Source organism: Leptospira dzoumogneensis (assembly GCF_004770895.1).
GTDB classification, from domain to species: Bacteria; Spirochaetota; Leptospiria; order Leptospirales; family Leptospiraceae; genus Leptospira_B; species Leptospira_B dzoumogneensis.
Genome location: NZ_RQHS01000012.1, coordinates 304,511 through 322,536, shown reverse-complemented (window position 1 = coordinate 322,536; position 18,026 = coordinate 304,511). Strand labels below are relative to the sequence as shown.

Here is an 18,026-nt window from a genome sequence, read left to right as displayed (position 1 = left end):
TTTGCAAATTACCAGATGCTCGAGTTTAACGAACAAAAACTTCAAAATTAAAAAACAAACAAAAAACTAATTTTGGCTGGAATGTCGGATAACTCCAACTCTCCGTTGTTGCGTCTATGCATCACTGCATAGGCGAATGTTCGTAAAATCAGAGATCGTCCAGAGGACTTTTGATCTTAGAAACCATCGGGTCAACAATTCTAGCGTAGATTTCCGTGGTTTTTACCGATACATGGCCAAGCAATCTTTGGATCATTTTGATCGAGGTGCCTGATTCCAACAAGTGGATAGCGAATGCATGTCTCAGGTCGTGGATCGAAACATCCTTTTTGATGCCTGCTTTTTCCTTAGCGTTAGTGAATATCTTTTCCGCAGTTCTGACGCTTAGGTTCTTGCCGGGAATTTGGCCTGTGAAAATCCAGGAACTTCTTCCCTGGCGCTCGAGTAAAATCGCGAGGTCTTTTTTGCAGCTATTTGGTAAAAGACTGAAGCGGTCCTTCTTCCCTTTACCCTGCCGGATACGGATCGATTTTTTGTCCCAGTCTAAGTCATATCCTTTCAGCTTTACGAGTTCCCCTACTCTTAGTCCGGATCCATAACAAAGTTTTAATAGAAGTCTATGCTTAGGATTGGAATTCGATTCTATGATCCGGGTAACTTCTTTTCTGGATAAGGATTCTGGGATCTTGTTCTCTCTTTTTGGAGGAGAATAGGAGGCTAAAAAATTTGTGCCTATTACAATATTATAATAAAACCTGAAAGATTGTAGAGCTGATCTGATGGAAGTAGCGGCTAAATTCTTTTCGTATAAAATTCGATCCAAATATATCTTTAGATCGGATTCGGTCACTGAATACGGATTTTTTTGGATCGATCTTAAAAAGGCCCTGTTATAAAGAAAATAAGACTTTAGGGTTTTTTTGCTATAATTGCGCCTTAGTACCTCTGTTTCGAGTGGAATTAGAAGAATGTCAGGATCTGCTTCTATCTTCTCCCTATGAGTAGAAACAAATTCGGTCAGAAAAGATTCAGAATATGGAATTTTCCAAAACCTTTCCGCGCGATTCCAAACTGCTTCAGGCATTCTTGAGAATTTTTGGAAGAGTTCTGTGTCATAAGAAAACGAAATGGCGCTGAAGCAGTGTCCATTCTCCCAATGTTTCCAAATTTTGACTTTTTGGGGCATGAGAGGATCATAAAAGAATACTAAATATTTGTATAGTAAATTATTTGGATTTTAGAATATAGCTCCGCCCCTTCAGTCCCACTGAAACAAAAAAAATCCTATAGAAAAGAAATCGCCGGACCTCATTTGACGCTTCTGGTAGAGTTTTGCCTTTTTTATTCGTATTTCGACTTATTACCAGCAAATTCCGAAATTTCAGGAACCTTCCGCGAAAAATATCCGTTATGCGTCTTTTCGAGACAAATTTATTGATCAAGGTTAAGAAAAATTTTGTAGGAGATCCGACATCGCTCAACAGAACTTAAGATTGCCGCTCATATCTTTTGGGAAATTTTTTGGAAGTATACTGTAACAACTTCATCACTCAAAGGCTAATTCTTGAATGACAAAACTGCCTGGATGCTTTAGAAACGGAGTGGATTCTAATGGAACTTTTTAGGAAATTAGATATTCTATTTTTTCCATATTCATTAATTTTGAAATGAATTCTCTCGATTTCGAGTTCGTTTCATATCTATATTAGGCAAAACAGATGGATCATTCTTCCGCTTCAAACCCTGACTTTCGTGTTCTTTTCGAATCGGTTCCTGGTTTGTATCTGGTACTTTCTCCAGAGCTCAAAATAATAGCGGTGAGTGATGGCTATCTTAGGGCCACTCGGACTGAAAGAGATAAAATTTTAGGCAGGGGAATTTTCGAAGTTTTTCCGGATAATCCTGACGATCCGGAAGCAACCGGCGTAAGCAATCTTCATAGTTCTCTTCTTCGTGTTTTGGAAACCAAAGCCCAGGATACCATGGCGGTCCAAAAATACGATATCCAACTTCCAAAAGAAGAAGGTGGCGGATTTACAGTCAAGTATTGGAGTCCTTTGAACGTGCCTGTCCTGAACAAACAAGGAAAGGTAGAATACATCATCCATAAAGCGGAAGATATCACTGAGTTCGTTCTTTTAAAACAAAGAGGAGAACAACAAACCGAGATGACTGAAGCTCTTCGTTCTAGAACCGAAGAGATGGAAACAGAGATAATCCGACGTTCTCAGGAATTACAGTCTGCAAATAAAAGTTTGAGAGAGACTGAAAAGATCAAAAATGAATTTTTTGCAAATATTTCCCATGAACTTAGAACTCCTCTTAGTTTGATCCTAGCTCCCGTAGAATCCATTCTTTCCGATAAAGGATCCAATCTTTCTTCCGGCAATATTCAGATGTTGGGAACGGTACATAATAATTCAGTCAGACTTCTTCAGATGGTGAATAGTCTATTAGATTTTTCTAAATTTGAAGCGGGAAAGATGAAGGTAGAACTTGAGCCTACTAATATTAGTAATTTAGTTCATACAATCCTAAAAGATTTCGAGCCGAGCGCTTTAGAGAAGAATATACAGATCCAAAAGGAACTTCCTTCTTCCGACCTGAATGTTTTGATAGATCGTTATTTGTTCGAAAGGATCTTCTTTAATCTTCTCTCTAATGCTTTAAAATTCACTCCTAAAGATGGGAATATCTCAGTCATTCTCAAATATTCCGAAAACCAACTTCTTCTTTCCGTTCAAGATTCCGGGATCGGGATCTCGGAAGAAGACCAAAAGATCATCTTCAAAAAGTTCCAACAGGCAGAGGGTTCATCTACCAGAAGATACGGCGGAACAGGACTTGGTCTTTCAATGGTAAAAGATTTCTCGGAACTTTTGGGCGGTTCTGTAGAAGTTACCAGCAAACTGAACTCAGGAAGCAAATTTAGTGTTAAAATTCCGGCTCAAAAAGCGGATTCAGGGGAGAAGGAACCTTCTTCCAAAATTTTCTCCCATTCTCCCCAATATTCTAATTTAGAAATATCGAATAAAGAAGGCGCAGATCTTTCCGATAAACCGAAAGTTCTGATCTGCGAAGACAATGAGGATCTTGCTAGTTATATTTATTCTCTTCTTTCTCCTTTGTACCGAGTTAAGTCTGCTAGGAACGGAAGAGAAGGTCTGAAATTAGTATATTTCTGGGAACCAGACTTAGTTCTTTCGGATGTGATGATGCCTGAGATGGACGGGGTCCAACTTTGTAAAGAGATCAAGGCGGATCCTAAAATTTCCAAAACGATCGTGGTCCTTCTTACCGCATTAACCCATAGAGAGGCGATGTTAAAAGGCTGGGAGGCAAAGGCGGACGAATACCTATGCAAACCTTTCCATCCGGAAGAATTGATCGTAAGAGTGAAGTCCCTTCTCGCAATTGCAGAAGATAGAAAAAGTAATTTAGAAGCTTTAGAACAGAAAAATTTCGAATTAGAATTTGCGAATGCGGAGTTGGAAGCATTCTCCTATTCGGTTTCCCATGACTTGAGAGCGCCTTTAAGAGCGATCCAAGGTTATACCCAGATGATCATAGAAGATCACAGCTCCGTTCTGGATCCTGAAGGAGTCCGATTCTTGAATGTGCTCGTCGAATCCACAAAAAGAATGGAGAACCTGATCGATAATTTATTAGAATTCTCTAAAGTAGGTAAAAAGGAACTTAAGGATTCCACCTTCGATCTCACGGAAGTCGCAGAAAATGTAGTGAGCTTGATCAAAGATCAAACGGAACATCATGCCGAAATCATAATCCATCCGCTTGCAAAAGTAACCACGGACAGGGACATGATGTCTTACGTGTTCCAAAATCTGATCTCCAATGCGGTAAAATATTCCGCTAAAAAGGAAAAACCTAAGGTGGAGATTGGAGTTACGAATACTGAAAAAGGAAAAACGTTCTTCGTAAAAGATAATGGCGCCGGCTTCGATATGAAATATTACAGTCGACTCTTCGGTGTTTTCCAAAGACTGCATAGACAGGACGAATTCTCAGGTACTGGAGTAGGTCTCGCGATCGTACATAGGATCGTTACGCGATACAAGGGTTCGGTTTGGGCAGAAGGTAAACTGGGAGAAGGTGCGTCCTTCTTCTTTACCTTGGGAGAAAAAGCAGGAACCGCGGTCGGTTTTCACAATTGAATACACAATAAACTCTATAATTTCTTTACTTAAGAGATAAATTTCCTCATAGAAAGTTGGATCGATCCGGCTAATACGTCTTATATTTTAAGCTTAGAAACTTTCTCCTTGAGCCGAAGGGGTGGCGTTCAAAATTAGTTTGCATGGGAACGGAAGTCCAATCTTTATCCTGGTTCAAATGGACTCCTTACGCGATCCTTCCCTTATTCAGCCTCTTTCTTTCCATTCTTTCTCTTAGATTAGGATTCAAAAATAGACAAACCTCCGGAGCGCCTGAATTCATTCTGGTATGTCTTGGAATGATCCTGTATAGTTTCGGATATTTTTGGGAGATAGTCAGCACAAGGCCCGAGAGTATTATTTTTTGGGACAATTTCCAATTTATAGGTCCTGACCTTCTGATCGTTTCACTTCCCTTTCTTTGTTTAAGGGTAGCGAATTTAAGCAGATTCATTCACCCGATCAGCATTTTTCTTTTTTCATTCATTCCTCTATGTACTGAAATTGTAGTTTGGTTCGGAGCAAAAGAATGGATCCGCCCTTCTCTTAGATTCGATCCCTCCGCTCCCTGGCTGGCTTTAATCTACGAATATGGGCCTTGGATGCAGGTCTATGTAATCAATTCCATCTTCATATTCTCGCTTTGTATTATAATTTTATTATATGGGATCTGGACCCAGAGAGCATTCCATAGGGTACGCTGCCTGGTATTTATGATCGGGGTCACTCTTCCTTTCGGCAGTCAGGTGATGACCGCGGGCAGTTTTATTCCTTTTATCCATCCAAAGCTGGATATTTTCCCTTTAGCTGCAAGTTTCGCTTTGATCGTTTGGATGTACGGTCTTTTTTATTTCAGGATCTTAAACCTGATCCCTCTTGCAAGGAATCAGGTTTTCGAATATATACAAGATGCAGTTTTTGTAATGAACTCTTCCGGATTCCTTCTGGATTGTAATGTTTCCGCTCTAAATATGCTCGGGATAGCAAGATTGAGACAAGATTCCAAACTTTCCGAATTTCTCCCGGATCTGAACGTTCTTGTGGAAGAATGTCATTCCAACAGAAAGACGAATACCGAATGGAAAACGAATCATGGCAAATATTATGATGTTTCCGTTCGTTCCCAAAGAGCGGAAGGTTCTCATTTCACGATCGTAGTATTGAGAGATGTGACACAGAGGGCGATCTCGGAAAGAAAACTTTCGGAAAGAAGGGATATCCTTCAGAGTATTTTAGACTCCACCAGCATCCTATTCCTCGTTTTGGATGGAGATGGTAAATTAATTTTATTGAATAGAGCCTGCCTGCAAACCACTGGATTCGATCTAATGGAACTGGAAGGAAAAGTTTTTTGGGAAACGGAACTATTTGCGGAAGAAAGTAAAACGATTGCAAAAGTTTTCGAACAACGTTTTGCAAAGAAGAAGTTCCCAAAACATACAAGTGTACTTCTTAGGACCAAGGAAGGAAAATCCAGAAGAACTCTTTGGGAGCATAAAGAAGTCAGGGATCGGAACGGCCATTTACAATATGTGATATCCACAGGGACAGACGCCACGGGTTTAAAAGAAGCGGAATTCAGGATAGAAACATTACAAAGAGCGAATGAAGAGATCCTGGCCCAAAAAGAGATCATAGAATCCCAAAAATTCGACCTGGAAGAAGCTCTCCAAAGTTTGAAAAGGACCCAGGCAAAGTTAATCCAGGCTTCCAAGCTCGCGGATCTAGGCCAATTAGCGGCAGGGATCGCTCATGAGATCAATAATCCTATAGGTGCGATCCAGGCGGCGGGTTTTAATATTCTATCTTATCTAGAAAAGATCAGAAATGAATTACGTTCCATCCTCCCTCTTCTCTCTTCTTTATCCGACGAGGATTGGAACTCCTACAAAGAGTTGATCTCTTTGGGGGTTTCTTCCAAAGAGATATTGATCGGTCTGGAAAGAAGAAGGGTACTTGCGGAGATCAAAACGGAGATGAAATCCGCGGATATTCTTTTCCCTGAGGAAACTGCAGAATTTTTCGTCGATTTCGGGATCGCTTCTTCCTGGAAAAATTTCGAAAGAATATTAAAAAATCAGAATACAAGGGAACTTCTCCCCTTCTTTTTAAACCTTTTAGGTCCGGAACAATGTGTGGATACGATCAAAACGGCGGTGGATCGTTCCGCAAAAATTGTATATGCACTCAGAAGTTTTGCACATTTCGAGTCCTCCCATAAGAAAAGAAAATTTTCTTTAAAGGAAAATATAGATACCGTTCTGACACTGTACCAGAATCTATTCAAACATGGTGTGGAAGTTTCGACTAACCTGGACGGTGTCCCCGAGTTTTTAGGCTTTCCGGATGATTTAATGCATTTATGGACAAATTTGATCATGAATTCCGTCCAGGCGATGTCGTACAAAGGTTCGATCGGGATTAGCGCTTCCTTACAAGGGAACGAGGTGATAGTTTCTATCCAAGACAAGGGACCCGGGATCCCTGCAGGAGTGAAAGACCAAGTGTTCGATGCATTCTTCACCACCAAACCTTTGGGAGAAGGTTCAGGACTCGGTTTAGATATAGCAAAGCGAATTGTAGAAAAACATAAAGGAAGGATCTGGTTTGATTCTTCTCCCGGGAATACTATATTTTATGTGGGGCTTCCTTTCGAGGTCTGAGTTTTTGTGATCGCATTTTTAGATAATTTTTTCATTTATAATTCTTCCACTAAACTTCTTACGGCAACGTATAACCCTTGGCTGGTTGTTCTTTCCGTTTTAATGGCGATATTCGCTTCCTATATCGCTTTGCAGATCGTTGGACAAAAAGTTCCGGAATCTTCTCCGCCCGTCACAAAATATCTGATCTCTTCCGCTGCGAGCATAGCCTTAGGCTGCGGGGTTTGGTCCATGCATTTTATCGGGATGCTTTCTTTTGAACTATGCACGACGGTTCAGTATGATAAGAGCCTGACTATCCTATCCATCTTTCCGAGTCTTCTCGCCTCTACGATCGCATTGTCGTTCGTGAATAGGCCTAAAATTTCAGGTACAGAACTAGTGTTAGGCGGCGTTCTTGTAGGTTCCGGGATAGGAGCTATGCATTATACAGGAATGGCGGCCGTGGAGACGGGTCCTTACTTACGTTATGATCCATGGTTTTTTGCACTATCCATCGTAGTTGCGGTCGTTCTTGCGATACTCTCTCTTTGGGTACGATTCGGTCTAGAAAATATGAAGTTAGGCACTCTTTGGCCTTCCATCATTTCTGCGATCACTATGGGATCCGCTATTTCCGGAATGCATTATACCGGAATGGAAGCTGCAAGATTCATAGGAGAAAACACTACCCTTACCCCTCAGACTACGGACTCTACTTTCTTAGCACTTTCAGTTTCCCTTATCACGATCGCATTCACTCTGTTTGCATTTGCAGTCAACTGGTTCTTGAGATACCGAGATCTAGTAAATAACTTAAGAGTCAGCGAATCCAGACTTAGGACGATCATCACCACCGCTGTGGATGGAGTGATCACGATGGATGCCGAAGGTAAGATCAGAGAATTCAACCGTTCTGCAGAGTTGATCTTCGGTTATGAAAACGGTGAGGTGATCGGTAAAAATATCAGAGAGTTAATGCCGGATCCTTACTATAGCATAAAAGATAAAAATTCCAAGACGATGTTGAGTGCGGGCTTCGCTAAAATTATAGGAAGCAGCAGAGAAGTTATCGGCGTTAGAAAAGACGGATCCGACTTTCCGATTCGTTTGGCCATAGGTCATGGAAAACTTTCCGGAGAAGATCTATTCGTCGGTTTTGTAACCGATATCAGCGAAAGAAAAATGATAGAGAACGCATTAAAACAAAGTGAACAACAAGTGCGTTCCATGATCGAAAATATCCCGGGTATCACATATAGATGCCTTCCGAATAATGAATGGAATATGTTATTCATGAGTGATTCTACGGAATCTATTCTAGGCTATCCCATCCAAGATTTTGTAAGCTCAAACTCTATCCGATCTTTTAAAGACGTTGTTCATCCTGAAGATATTAAAATGGTAGAGTCCATAGTAGATGCTGCAGTCGCGGGAAAAAGAGCATTTACTTTAGAATATAGGGTCATCCACCAAAACGGAGAGATCAGATGGCTTTGGGACAATGGATGTGGAGTTTACGGCGGGAACGGAGAAGCAATCTTCATAGACGGGGTTATTTTAGATATCACCGAAAGAAGAAGAATAGAGGAAGCTCTACGTAAGGAAAAAGAAAAAGCGGAACTCGCTGCGATCACTAAAACTTCTTTTTTAGCGAATATGAGCCATGAGATCCGAACTCCGATGAACGCAATACTAGGGTTTACGGAAGTTCTTCTTTCCGACCAATTGGAAAAAAATCATAGGACCCACTTGGAAACCGTCAAAAGTTCCGCGAAATCTTTATTAAGACTTTTGAATGATATTTTAAACACCGCGAAGTTGGAAAAAGGAGCGGTGGAATTGGAAGAAATGGACTTCTCCCTTTTCAAATTGATCGCAGAATTAAAATCCACCTTAGGGATCGGTGCCAGAAAGAAAAATCTGGAATTCGAAGTGGTCCAAGAATCGGATCTTCCTGAATTTTATAAAGGAGATTCTTTAAGGATCAGACAGATCCTGATGAATCTGATCGGAAACGCGGTCAAATTCACTGACAAAGGAAAGGTCAGTTTAAAAGTAAAAAGAGAAGAAGGAAAACTTCATTTTGCCGTCCAAGATACCGGGATCGGGATCCAAGCGGATCGATTGGATAAAATTTTCGAACCGTTCACTCAGGCGGATATTTCCACAACTAGACGTTTTGGCGGAACAGGACTCGGAACTACGATCTGTAAACAGCTAACGGAATTGATGGGTGGAAAGATCTGGGCGGAGAGTTCTCTCGGCAAAGGAAGTACATTCCATGTACTTCTTCCTTTAGAAGAAGGAAAACCTAGACAAGAGAACAAGATACAAACAGGGATCAAACTTCCTCCTTTAAAGATCTTAGTAGTGGACGATGTGGAAAAAAATACGGAACTAGTAAGCCTTCTTCTCCAGAACCTTGGACACCAGGTTGAATCATCGTATAACGGAGAGGACGCGGTAAAAAAAGTCACGACCGGATCTTTCGATCTGGTTCTAATGGACGTACAGATGCCTGGATTGGACGGCCGCCAAGCGACTAAGGTCATACGGATGCATGAAATCCAGGAGAAGGTTTCCAGGACCCCTATTTTGGCATTGACCGCCAGCGTTTTTGAAGAAGATAAAAATGCGGCGAGTGCGGCCGGGATGGATGGATTCGTTTCCAAACCTGTGGAGATGGATCAGATGATCGCTGAGATCGCAAGAGTATTAGGTTATTCCGAAATGATCGCAGATCAGGAAATCGATCCTTTCTGGAAAGAAGTGGAATGGGATCCTAAAAAAGCTTCCATTCTTGCGAAAGAACTATCCGAATCTTTTCAAAGAGGCTCGATAGAAGAAAAATCTTTAGAAGAATTTTCGGATCTGATCCGGACCAAAGTGGAAAATTCCGATTTTAAACTTTTTAGTTCTAAAATAGAACAATTCGAATTCGAAGAGGCGTACACTCTTCTTAAAAAATTCAGCACCCAACTCGGATTGGACATCGGAAAATAGAATGAGCCCACTTCTGGATGACAGACCTAAAATTTTAGTCGTAGACGATGAAGCGGCAAACCTGCAGGTACTCAAACAAATATTACAAGAAGATTATAGATTGTTTTTCGCAAAGGACGGTATCAAGGCTATAGAGCTCGCAATCTCCGAAAAACCGAATCTGATCCTTTTGGACGTGATGATGCCCGGAATGACAGGGCATGAAACCTGTAAAAAACTCAGAAATGAATCCTCCACTTCTAGAATACCTGTGATATTCGTGACAGCAATGGCGGAAGAAGAAGACGAGGCTGACGGTTTTGAAGCCGGAGCCGTGGACTATATTACAAAACCTGTAAGTCCTGCGATCGTTAAGGCAAGAGTTAAAACACATCTTTCTTTGGTCCGAAATGAGGAACTAAGAGAGACTAGGCTTCAGATCATCCAAAGATTGGGGCTCGCAGCTGAATACAAAGACAACGAAACCGGTCTACATGTGATCCGGATGAGCCATTATTCTAAAACACTTACGGAAGCCTTGGGTCATTCCGAAGATACCGCAGAGAAGATATTACATGCTTCTCCCATGCACGATATAGGTAAAATCGGGATCCCTGATAGTATATTACAAAAACCCGGTAAATTAGATCCTGAAGAATGGGATATCATGAAAACCCATCCCACTATAGGTGCGGAGATCATAGGAGATCATGATTCTTCCCTATTACAAATGGCGAAAAGTATCGCTTTGAACCACCATGAAAAATGGGATGGAAGCGGTTATCCGAACGGGATCAAAGGAGATACCATCCCTATCGAAGCAAGGATCGTAACCATTGCGGACGTATTCGATGCACTTACCACGGAAAGACCTTATAAAAAAGCATGGAGTATAGAAGACGCGGTCAATCATATCCGTAAAGGTGCCGGATCTCATTTTGATCCGGGACTTGTTCCGGTCTTTTTGAATCTGATGCCTGAACTTTTAAAGATCCGAGAACGCTGGGCGGAAACCTAAAATTTAAAGCACACCTTTGGGCGGCAGAAAAAGTATCTCGTCCTGGTTGAAACTCGCGGGAAAAGAATACAAACTTTCCAGAAAGACTGCAGCATCCTTTGCCGGGATCATATCTTCTCTTTTAAAACCTTCTCTTCCATCCCAGATAGGAGTGTCTATCGCTCCTGCATACACCGTAGTCACTCTTATCCCGCGATCTTTTACTTCTTCCCGGATCGCTTTTGCAAAACCGGCCAGACCATGTTTAGAAGCGCAATAAGGAGAAGATTCCGGAAATCCAAGCTTCCCGGCGGTAGAAGAAATATAACAGAGAAGAGATCCATTCTTCATAGAAGCTAGAAGTTTAGAAGTCAGTAAAATAGGAGCGCTTAAGTTTAGAGTCAGATGTTTTTGCAGATCTTCCCATTCCAGATCTTCTATCTTTAAGAATAGACCGTCCCCGGAAGCGAAATAGATCGCATGGATCTCTTTCCAAATTTTCAAAAGTGAAGAAGTGAATTCTAGGATCCGGTTTTGCTCTCCCAGATCGCATAGATAATTTAACCCTCTTTCTAAATTTTCCTCCAAAGGAACTCCGCGTCTGGAGATCCCGATCGGAAAATATTCCGGATTCGCATTCAGTTTTTCTAATAATGATCTGCCGATCCCGGATCCGGCCCCGACTACCAGGATATTCTTGGGTCCCATGTTCTTACTTGGACATCGCCCGCACTTTTAGTAAAAAATCTGCGGCTTCTAAATGTCGATTCGCCTGGATCAGATCTTTTCCCCAAACAGTGATCCCATGTTTTTCTATAATACAAAACGGGACTCTGGGTTTTGTTTCAATGAGATGTTTTTCCAGATGATCCGAGATATCTTGGACCTTTGGATAATTATATAGGACCGGAACAGCAACATTCGGATTCTCATCCCAAATACCGAATGCCTTGATGATCTCTAAAGGAAGAAGAGGAAGATCTTCGATCGGATTCTCTTTGGAAACTCCTATCTCGATCAGATTGGATTCGGGAGTATGAACATGAAGAGAACATCCCATTTCAGGAAACGCTTTGTAAACCGCTCTGTGGATAGAAGTTTCAGCGGAAGGTTTAAGACCTTCTCTACCTTTCCAACCTTCTAATACTTTTCCGGATTGGATCTCTACAGGAAGAAAATCTTTTCGAGTCAGTTTGTTCTTATCCAAACCGCTCCCGCTTACCCAGAACACGTTAGGATCTTTTTCGTCCTTGATGGAAAGATTACCTGCAGTTCCAGGCATCCATCCTTTAGAATGATATAGTACTCCCGACTCGGCGAGGCGAGTCAGGATCTTTTTTTGGGACATTCTTTAAACTAGAGCCGTAGTTTCTTCTACGTAATTAGGAACCCAGCCGCTCATGTCTTGGAAATAACGGACTGCTTTGATCCTTTTGTTCTCATCTAGAGTGAACCAATGATTTGTGTTCTTAGGAACGGAGATGAAATCGTCCTTCTCCACTTTTACTAAAAACTTTTCGCCAGAGAGAGCGAATCCGAAAATTCCGGAACCATCCACTATATAACGAACTTCGTCGTCCGTATGATAATGCACTTTATCAAATTTAGCCAACATCTCGTTCAAGCCGGGAACTTGCGGATGAAGAACGATCAGATCTCTGGACTGATAACCTTCTTTTTCTTTTAAGGTCTCGAAACGATTGTCCAAATTTTTGAGAAGAGCTTCTTTCTCATCATCTACTAGAGTTAATTTATCCGTAAGAGAATTAGAGGTACTAGGGACCGGCCAATGATCGTATTCGATCCCTCTTTTATTCAGAAAAGATTTAACTTCAGTATTGTCTTTGATTTCCGGTAGTCCCGGTTTTTGGATAATAGTCGCCATTAGCGTTCCTCCTTTAGGTGGTGTCCCTTTTTTAGCTCCGCACCCTCAAGCGGTAGTTAGCAGCCCCTTTTGTATATAAGGCCGCTTTACAAAACCCTTATTTATTTACCCGTTCTACGTAGGTAAGATCTCTCAAGTCGATCCGGATAGAATCTCCTTGTTTGATAAAAATAGGTACGTTGATCTCTCCGCCTGTCTCTACAGTTACTCTTTTGAGAGCGGTTCCGGAGGTATCACCTTTTAGACCCTCTTCCGCATAAGTTACTTCCAGGATCGCAAAGTTTGGAGGAGTCACTCCGATCGGTTTGCCTTCGTAGAAGGAAACTTCCATCGCGGTCTCTTCTTTTAAGAAAGGAAGGATGTCCTCCAGATATTCTTTAGAAACCGGAAGCTGTTCGAAGTCATTCGTGTCCATGAAGATGATATCATCGCCCTCGGAATAACAGATGGTCATCTGTCTCTTTTCCAATTCTACGGATTCTAATTTTTCCGCAGCCTTGAAAGTCCTTTCGATGGAGCTACTACGGACCAAGTTCTTTAATTTTGTGCGGATAAAGGCGGAACCTTTTCCCGGATTCACGAATTCGCTTTTTACAACGGAATAAAGTTCTCCTTCTACCTTGAGAACCATTCCTTTTCTAACTTCAGTAATGCCTAAGTTCATAAACGACCTAAATAAAAAATACGCTACTTCTATATCCTTGTAAGAAGGCGGGGTGTCAAGCGATGTACTCCGGGTACCTTCGTTAATTGTAATATTTCAGGACCAAAATCCGTTCGACTTTTCGCCTTACAGAAGGAGAATCCCCCTTTGGAAAAGATTTCCGGAGAACCAAAGACTCGATGAAACAAAAATTAACGCTCTTACTCCTTATGTTTACCGTGCTAACGGTTGCCAATTGCAAAAAAGAACCCTTACTGATCACAGGCTCCGAAACCATGCATACCCTATTGAACGTGGTAGCGGCTGGATACGCAAAGAAGAATCCGAATATTGAAGTGACCGTCCAAGGAGGAGGTTCTTTCGAAGGGATCGAAAAATTATTCGAAGCCAAGACGGATATAGCCGCTTCTTCCAGACCATTAACTCCGGAAGAACAAACCCAGTTCCAAAGAAAAGGAAGATTTGAGAATGTACTGATCGGTTACGATGGGATTGCAATAGTAGTGAACCCTGCTAATACTGTTTCTAAACTTACATTAGAGCAGATCTCCAAAATATTCTCCGGAGATATAAAAGATTGGTCCCAAGTAGGTGGAAAGCCCGGACCGATCCATGTGGTTCTTAGGAACGATAAGAGTGGAACTGCCGCTTATTTCGAAACTCATATCTTAAGACAAAGAGACTTGGGAGAAAAAGAATACCAAACTTCTAAAAAGAAAGAATTCACTAATGATTCCAAAGTGGTTGCGGATAACGATGAGATGGCAGATCTGATCGAGAAAGATACCGCATCCGTTGGATTTATGGGAATGGGAAGCGCTCAGATCCAAAACAAAGGAAAAGTGAAAGCGATTCCTTATTCCAAAACCGGAAAGGACCCTTATGTAGAGCCAAGCATCCAGAATGTTTCCGAAAGAAAATACAAACTCTCTAGGGGATTGTACTTATTCTATCTCTCCGATAGAGGTAAAAAAATTGATGAGTTCATTACATATATCACTTCGGAAGAAGGACAGACTATGGTGCTGAAAAGCGGCTATTTAAGAAGTACTTTAAGTACTGTAGAAGTAGAAGCGATCAAACCATAAATTCCGATTTTCTCTCCGAAAAAAGGTTGCGAAAGCCGTTTTGTTCCGTCTAAGGTTAGATAGATATGAAGCGGCTTTGGCTTTTACCTCTGATCTTATTCATGGTGCTCGCCCTCTTCAGTGAGGTCGTAGCCAGAGATTATAGCAGCGTCAAAAGTTATTCCTTCCAAAAAAAATCAAGAACCCAATCTTTTAGGGACAGTGACGACCAAGGACTTCCTTCCTTATTCTCCTCGAGTGCAGACGATGCAGTCATCGGATTAATCACCAAATTCTCCCAAACAGCTTCCGGATCAAAGAGTAGTCTTCTTCCGAACGATTCGGGCCGCAATTTTTACTTTCACACCCTAGCATATCGTTATCTTTTCCTTCCCCCTCCGGTCTGACCGGTTTTCATTCTGTAAGTCCTCGGGAGGACTTTTCCCCGTAAAAAGCATGACTGCGGTTTCGGGCAAAAATTCCGCTTCGGCAAAAATAGAAAACGGGAAATCTAGCTCATCCTTCTCCTAAGTCTCCAACTTTAATAGATGGGCATTCTCCTCGAGGTTATATAAATAAAAAACTCGAATGGAAACCTATGTTTGGTTTCCTTCTTTTTTATACGGATACTCGGTTGACTGGAATTGCAGGCATGAGAATCCATCAGTAAGAGGACTTCTTGGAACTCGTTTCATCACATCCAAAACAAAAGAAAGTTTCCGAATCGGAATGGTTGGATTGGAAATGGCAGATCCAAAATCGGATCAAAGACGGATCCGAACTGGAAAATTATATCCGGATCAGTTCCGAAGAAAAAGAAGCATTACTCGCCTGCTCTGAAGTGTTCAGCTTCTCCGCCACTCCTTATTATCTAAACCTAGCGGACCCGGAAGATCCAAACTGTCCTATTCGATTACAAGTTTTACCAAGAAAAGAAGAACTACATACAAGAGCCTGGGACAGAAGAGATCCATTGGCAGAAGAATCCTATATGCCGGTCAAAGGAGTAACTCATCGTTATCCTGACAGGGCGCTTTGGTATCTATCTCATGTATGCGCGGTATATTGTAGATTCTGCACCCGAAAAAGAAAGGTATCCCAATCTGCAGGAACTCCAGGTGCGGAAGACTGGAAAGACGCATTACGCTATTTTAGAGAACATACCGAGATCAAAGAAGTGATCCTTTCCGGAGGAGATCCTTTGAATCTTAGCGATTCCAAACTGGATTATCTTTTAGGCGAATTAAAATCTATTCCGCATATCAATCAGGTTCGTATTCATACCAGATACCCGGTTACACTTCCGATGAGGATTACGTCGGAACTTTGTCAGGTCTTAAAAAAACATTTCCCGATCTATTTGGTCACACATTTCAACCATTCCAAGGAACTTACAGACCTTGTAAAAGAAAGGATCGGGATGTTAGTGAAAGAAGGAGCAGTGACAGTTCTAAACCAGGCTGTGCTGTTGAAAGGGATCAATAATTCTGTAGTAGCTTTGACAGATTTATTCTACGGACTCACTAAAATCGGGATCAAACCATATTATTTGCACCAATGCGACGAGGTATTCGGATCTTCTCATTTCAGGGTCCCTATAGAAGAAGGTGTGGAACTTATGAAACAGATCCGAGGAAGTATCAGCGGACTAAGCGTTCCATTGTACGTAGTGGATCTAACCGGTGGAGGAGGAAAAGTCCCTCTACCTGCGAATTATCTGGAAGAAACCAAAACTTCTTCTTATGTATTCCGAAATTATAAAGGAGATCTATATGAGATCGGTTTTTAGAATTCTCATTCTATTCATATTCGCGCTTGTCCTCTCAGAATGTAAAAGCCATCAGGAGAATCCGACCTCGGTCGTAGCTGAAAATCCGTCGGCACTTCGACTCAATTACGACGTAGTATATTATACAGGCGGACATTCCGTTTTACTCAACTCAGGAAGATTATTCGCCAGGGGACTATTCTACGAATGTAAAATATCCGACACGAATTCCAATTTCGAAAGTTTTCGGGCCTCCTCATACACTGAGGATAATTCCAACGATTTCAGACAATTGGTATCCGAAACGGACCAGGCAAAATTCAATTCCAGACAATTCCAATATTTCCCAATCGGGGAAAATTCCAGGGCCACAGTATTTTCAGGCTGCACCAAAGGATCCGGAGCGGAAAAATGTTACGTCCGTTGGGAATGGCAAAAAGAGGCGTTCATATTCGTATTCGAAACCCAATTGGAAAACAAAAAGGGATTGGGCACTGCGGAATTAGGAAAAGAATTCCATGAATTCGTAAGCCGGGGAATAAAAGCGTTTTAAGAGCGTATTTTCTTGACCGATTTTGATCCGGAAAGTATGTTATCCGGCGGGGAGAAGAGATCCCGGGGATAAGATAGAATGTGGTTAAAATTGGGGGATACCGAGGTCATTAATCTAGACTATATCTCCTCGATCAAAAAGAACATGGCGGCAAACTCCATAGAGATCACCTACCATGACTTCAACCACGTAAAATCGCTGCCCTTCGGAGATCCGGAAGATAGAGATCGGGCCTACAAAGCCATTTTGGAAAACCTTTCCAGGATGCGTTTGTTTTTCGAATAGTACATCTTCTAATATTCCTAAGATAGAGACCGAAACGATTCTTAAGCCATGGAACGAATTAAAGAAAATCTATCCAGCGTCTCCTCCCTAAAACCATTCGAACTCATATTTTTCGGTTCCAGACAAAGAGGAGAAGGAGACGAATCCTCCGACTTCAACTTTCTAGTACTCGCAGATCCTTCCGATCAGCTCAAAGGAAATTTTATCCGAGAGATCAACCGAGCTATGGAACCGCTCCAAAGCCAGGGACAGGTAAACTTACTCGCAGCAGACTGGGATGGATTCCGCACCAGAATGAGAAGTTACGACCCGGGAGCCATTCATATCTGCGAATTGGGCGAACCATATTTCGGCTCGGAATATTTTCCTGTCATCAAAGAAGAATGGGACAAACTTAAATCAGAGCCTATCGACGGAAACACCGCCGGCAAATATTTAAGAAAACGTTATAGATTCTATAAAGGGATCGTTCCACGGAATACTAAGGAAGATGTGGTCCGGATGGAAAGACTACTCACAGTCTATCTCCAAAACTGGATGTTCCGACATATCGAAGATCTCGGGGTTGCGGAAATCGTAAACTCGGATATCCCTTCAAGGATCGGGCCTATGTTCCGTGCTCTTTATTCAAAAGAAGCCAAGGGAAACACTTTGGAACTGCTATCGCTATATGAAGAAGTTCTAAAATTGAAAAAAGAACTACGTTCTCCAGAGTCTCCTTTCTCCGTGGAAAGATTCAACCAACTCAAAGAAACTCTCCGCTTCGAAGAAAAAGAGATCCGAATTTTAAAACTGAATTATTGAAAGTGCGCCCCCGCCCCTTCGGAGCGTAGCGAGAAGACGACCAGCTTTGCTGAGTCGGTGACTGAAAGTCAAACGAGTCGGCCACCTAAACGGACAAACTAAATTTGATCGAAGCAAATTTTGTAAACCGGCCCCCGCCCTAGCTTTGGGAGGGGGGAGAGGCTCGTGGGAACTTCGAAAATTTCTATATCACAAAAACAT

General features: G+C 41.8%; 15 protein-coding genes. 10 read left to right on the top strand and 5 right to left on the bottom strand.

Annotated features, from left to right (window positions below; all coding sequences use genetic code 11):
• Positions 1–148: 148 nt before the first annotated feature.
• Positions 149–1,186, bottom strand: coding sequence for a tyrosine-type recombinase/integrase (locus EHR06_RS09310; RefSeq protein WP_135756745.1), 1,038 nt, complete (start codon positions 1,184–1,186; stop codon positions 149–151).
• Positions 1,187–1,718: 532 nt separating this feature from the next.
• Here EHR06_RS09310 and EHR06_RS09305 point away from each other — a divergent pair.
• From EHR06_RS09305 to EHR06_RS09290, 4 genes are all read left to right on the top strand, one after another.
• The gene (locus tag EHR06_RS09305) at positions 1,719–4,175 is read left to right on the top strand and encodes a hybrid sensor histidine kinase/response regulator (protein WP_135756744.1); all 2,457 of its coding nucleotides are present in this window, start codon (positions 1,719–1,721) and stop codon (positions 4,173–4,175) included.
• A gap of 143 nt (positions 4,176–4,318) precedes the next feature.
• Entirely contained in the window at positions 4,319–6,838 is a 2,520-nt protein-coding gene (locus EHR06_RS09300; protein ID WP_135756743.1) for a histidine kinase N-terminal 7TM domain-containing protein, read from the top strand.
• Positions 6,839–6,844: 6 nt separating this feature from the next.
• Entirely contained in the window at positions 6,845–9,823 is a 2,979-nt protein-coding gene (locus EHR06_RS09295) for an MHYT domain-containing protein (protein ID WP_135756742.1), read from the top strand.
• A 1-nt stretch (position 9,824) separates the two neighbouring features.
• Entirely contained in the window at positions 9,825–10,820 is a 996-nt protein-coding gene (locus EHR06_RS09290; RefSeq protein WP_135756741.1) for a response regulator, read from the top strand.
• Between the two features lie 3 nt (positions 10,821–10,823).
• On the opposite strand, the gene EHR06_RS09285 is transcribed toward EHR06_RS09290, so the two are convergent.
• The 4 genes from EHR06_RS09285 to efp all read right to left on the bottom strand — a co-directional run bounded on the left by EHR06_RS09285 (position 10,824) and on the right by efp (position 13,348).
• Positions 10,824–11,507, bottom strand: a complete 684-nt coding sequence (locus tag EHR06_RS09285) for an SDR family NAD(P)-dependent oxidoreductase (protein ID WP_135756740.1) — start codon at positions 11,505–11,507, stop codon at positions 10,824–10,826.
• 4 nt (positions 11,508–11,511) lie between these two features.
• A complete protein-coding gene (gene mtnB, locus EHR06_RS09280) occupies positions 11,512–12,147 on the bottom strand; it encodes a methylthioribulose 1-phosphate dehydratase (protein ID WP_135756739.1) in 636 nt (211 codons plus the stop codon).
• Between the two features lie 3 nt (positions 12,148–12,150).
• Positions 12,151–12,684: a 1,2-dihydroxy-3-keto-5-methylthiopentene dioxygenase gene (locus EHR06_RS09275; RefSeq protein WP_135756738.1), complete on the bottom strand. Its 534-nt coding sequence runs from the start codon at positions 12,682–12,684 to the stop codon at positions 12,151–12,153.
• Between the two features lie 97 nt (positions 12,685–12,781).
• Positions 12,782–13,348, bottom strand: coding sequence for an elongation factor P (efp, locus tag EHR06_RS09270; protein ID WP_100769266.1), 567 nt, complete (start codon positions 13,346–13,348; stop codon positions 12,782–12,784).
• Between the two features lie 179 nt (positions 13,349–13,527).
• Between efp and EHR06_RS09265 the strand changes: the two genes are divergently transcribed.
• The 6 genes from EHR06_RS09265 to EHR06_RS09235 all read left to right on the top strand — a co-directional run bounded on the left by EHR06_RS09265 (position 13,528) and on the right by EHR06_RS09235 (position 17,825).
• On the top strand, positions 13,528–14,436 hold the full coding sequence (locus EHR06_RS09265; RefSeq protein WP_135756737.1) for a phosphate ABC transporter substrate-binding protein: 909 nt from the start codon (positions 13,528–13,530) through the stop codon (positions 14,434–14,436).
• A gap of 65 nt (positions 14,437–14,501) precedes the next feature.
• Entirely contained in the window at positions 14,502–14,822 is a 321-nt protein-coding gene (locus EHR06_RS09260; protein WP_135756736.1) for a hypothetical protein, read from the top strand.
• Between the two features lie 272 nt (positions 14,823–15,094).
• A complete protein-coding gene (locus EHR06_RS09250; RefSeq protein ID WP_135756735.1) occupies positions 15,095–16,204 on the top strand; it encodes a KamA family radical SAM protein in 1,110 nt (369 codons plus the stop codon).
• A complete protein-coding gene (locus tag EHR06_RS09245; RefSeq protein WP_135756734.1) occupies positions 16,188–16,736 on the top strand; it encodes a hypothetical protein in 549 nt (182 codons plus the stop codon). The genes EHR06_RS09250 and EHR06_RS09245 overlap by 17 nt, the downstream gene beginning before the upstream one ends.
• A gap of 78 nt (positions 16,737–16,814) precedes the next feature.
• Complete coding sequence (locus EHR06_RS09240; protein WP_008589214.1) at positions 16,815–17,021, top strand: hypothetical protein; 207 nt, start codon at positions 16,815–16,817, stop codon at positions 17,019–17,021.
• A gap of 48 nt (positions 17,022–17,069) precedes the next feature.
• Complete coding sequence (locus EHR06_RS09235; protein ID WP_135756733.1) at positions 17,070–17,825, top strand: hypothetical protein; 756 nt, start codon at positions 17,070–17,072, stop codon at positions 17,823–17,825.
• Positions 17,826–18,026: the final 201 nt, after the last annotated feature.

Coding starts and splice junctions, on each gene's coding strand:
- EHR06_RS09310 (WP_135756745.1), bottom strand. CDS start 1,186: ATGCCCCAAAAAGTCAAAATTTGGAAACATTGGGAGAATGGACACTGC.
- EHR06_RS09305 (WP_135756744.1), top strand. CDS start 1,719: ATGGATCATTCTTCCGCTTCAAACCCTGACTTTCGTGTTCTTTTCGAA.
- EHR06_RS09300 (WP_135756743.1), top strand. CDS start 4,319: ATGGGAACGGAAGTCCAATCTTTATCCTGGTTCAAATGGACTCCTTAC.
- EHR06_RS09290 (WP_135756741.1), top strand. CDS start 9,825: ATGAGCCCACTTCTGGATGACAGACCTAAAATTTTAGTCGTAGACGAT.
- EHR06_RS09285 (WP_135756740.1), bottom strand. CDS start 11,507: ATGGGACCCAAGAATATCCTGGTAGTCGGGGCCGGATCCGGGATCGGC.
- mtnB (WP_135756739.1), bottom strand. CDS start 12,147: ATGTCCCAAAAAAAGATCCTGACTCGCCTCGCCGAGTCGGGAGTACTA.
- EHR06_RS09275 (WP_135756738.1), bottom strand. CDS start 12,684: ATGGCGACTATTATCCAAAAACCGGGACTACCGGAAATCAAAGACAAT.
- efp (WP_100769266.1), bottom strand. CDS start 13,348: ATGAACTTAGGCATTACTGAAGTTAGAAAAGGAATGGTTCTCAAGGTA.
- EHR06_RS09265 (WP_135756737.1), top strand. CDS start 13,528: ATGAAACAAAAATTAACGCTCTTACTCCTTATGTTTACCGTGCTAACG.
- EHR06_RS09260 (WP_135756736.1), top strand. CDS start 14,502: ATGAAGCGGCTTTGGCTTTTACCTCTGATCTTATTCATGGTGCTCGCC.
- EHR06_RS09245 (WP_135756734.1), top strand. CDS start 16,188: ATGAGATCGGTTTTTAGAATTCTCATTCTATTCATATTCGCGCTTGTC.
- EHR06_RS09240 (WP_008589214.1), top strand. CDS start 16,815: ATGTGGTTAAAATTGGGGGATACCGAGGTCATTAATCTAGACTATATC.
- EHR06_RS09235 (WP_135756733.1), top strand. CDS start 17,070: ATGGAACGAATTAAAGAAAATCTATCCAGCGTCTCCTCCCTAAAACCA.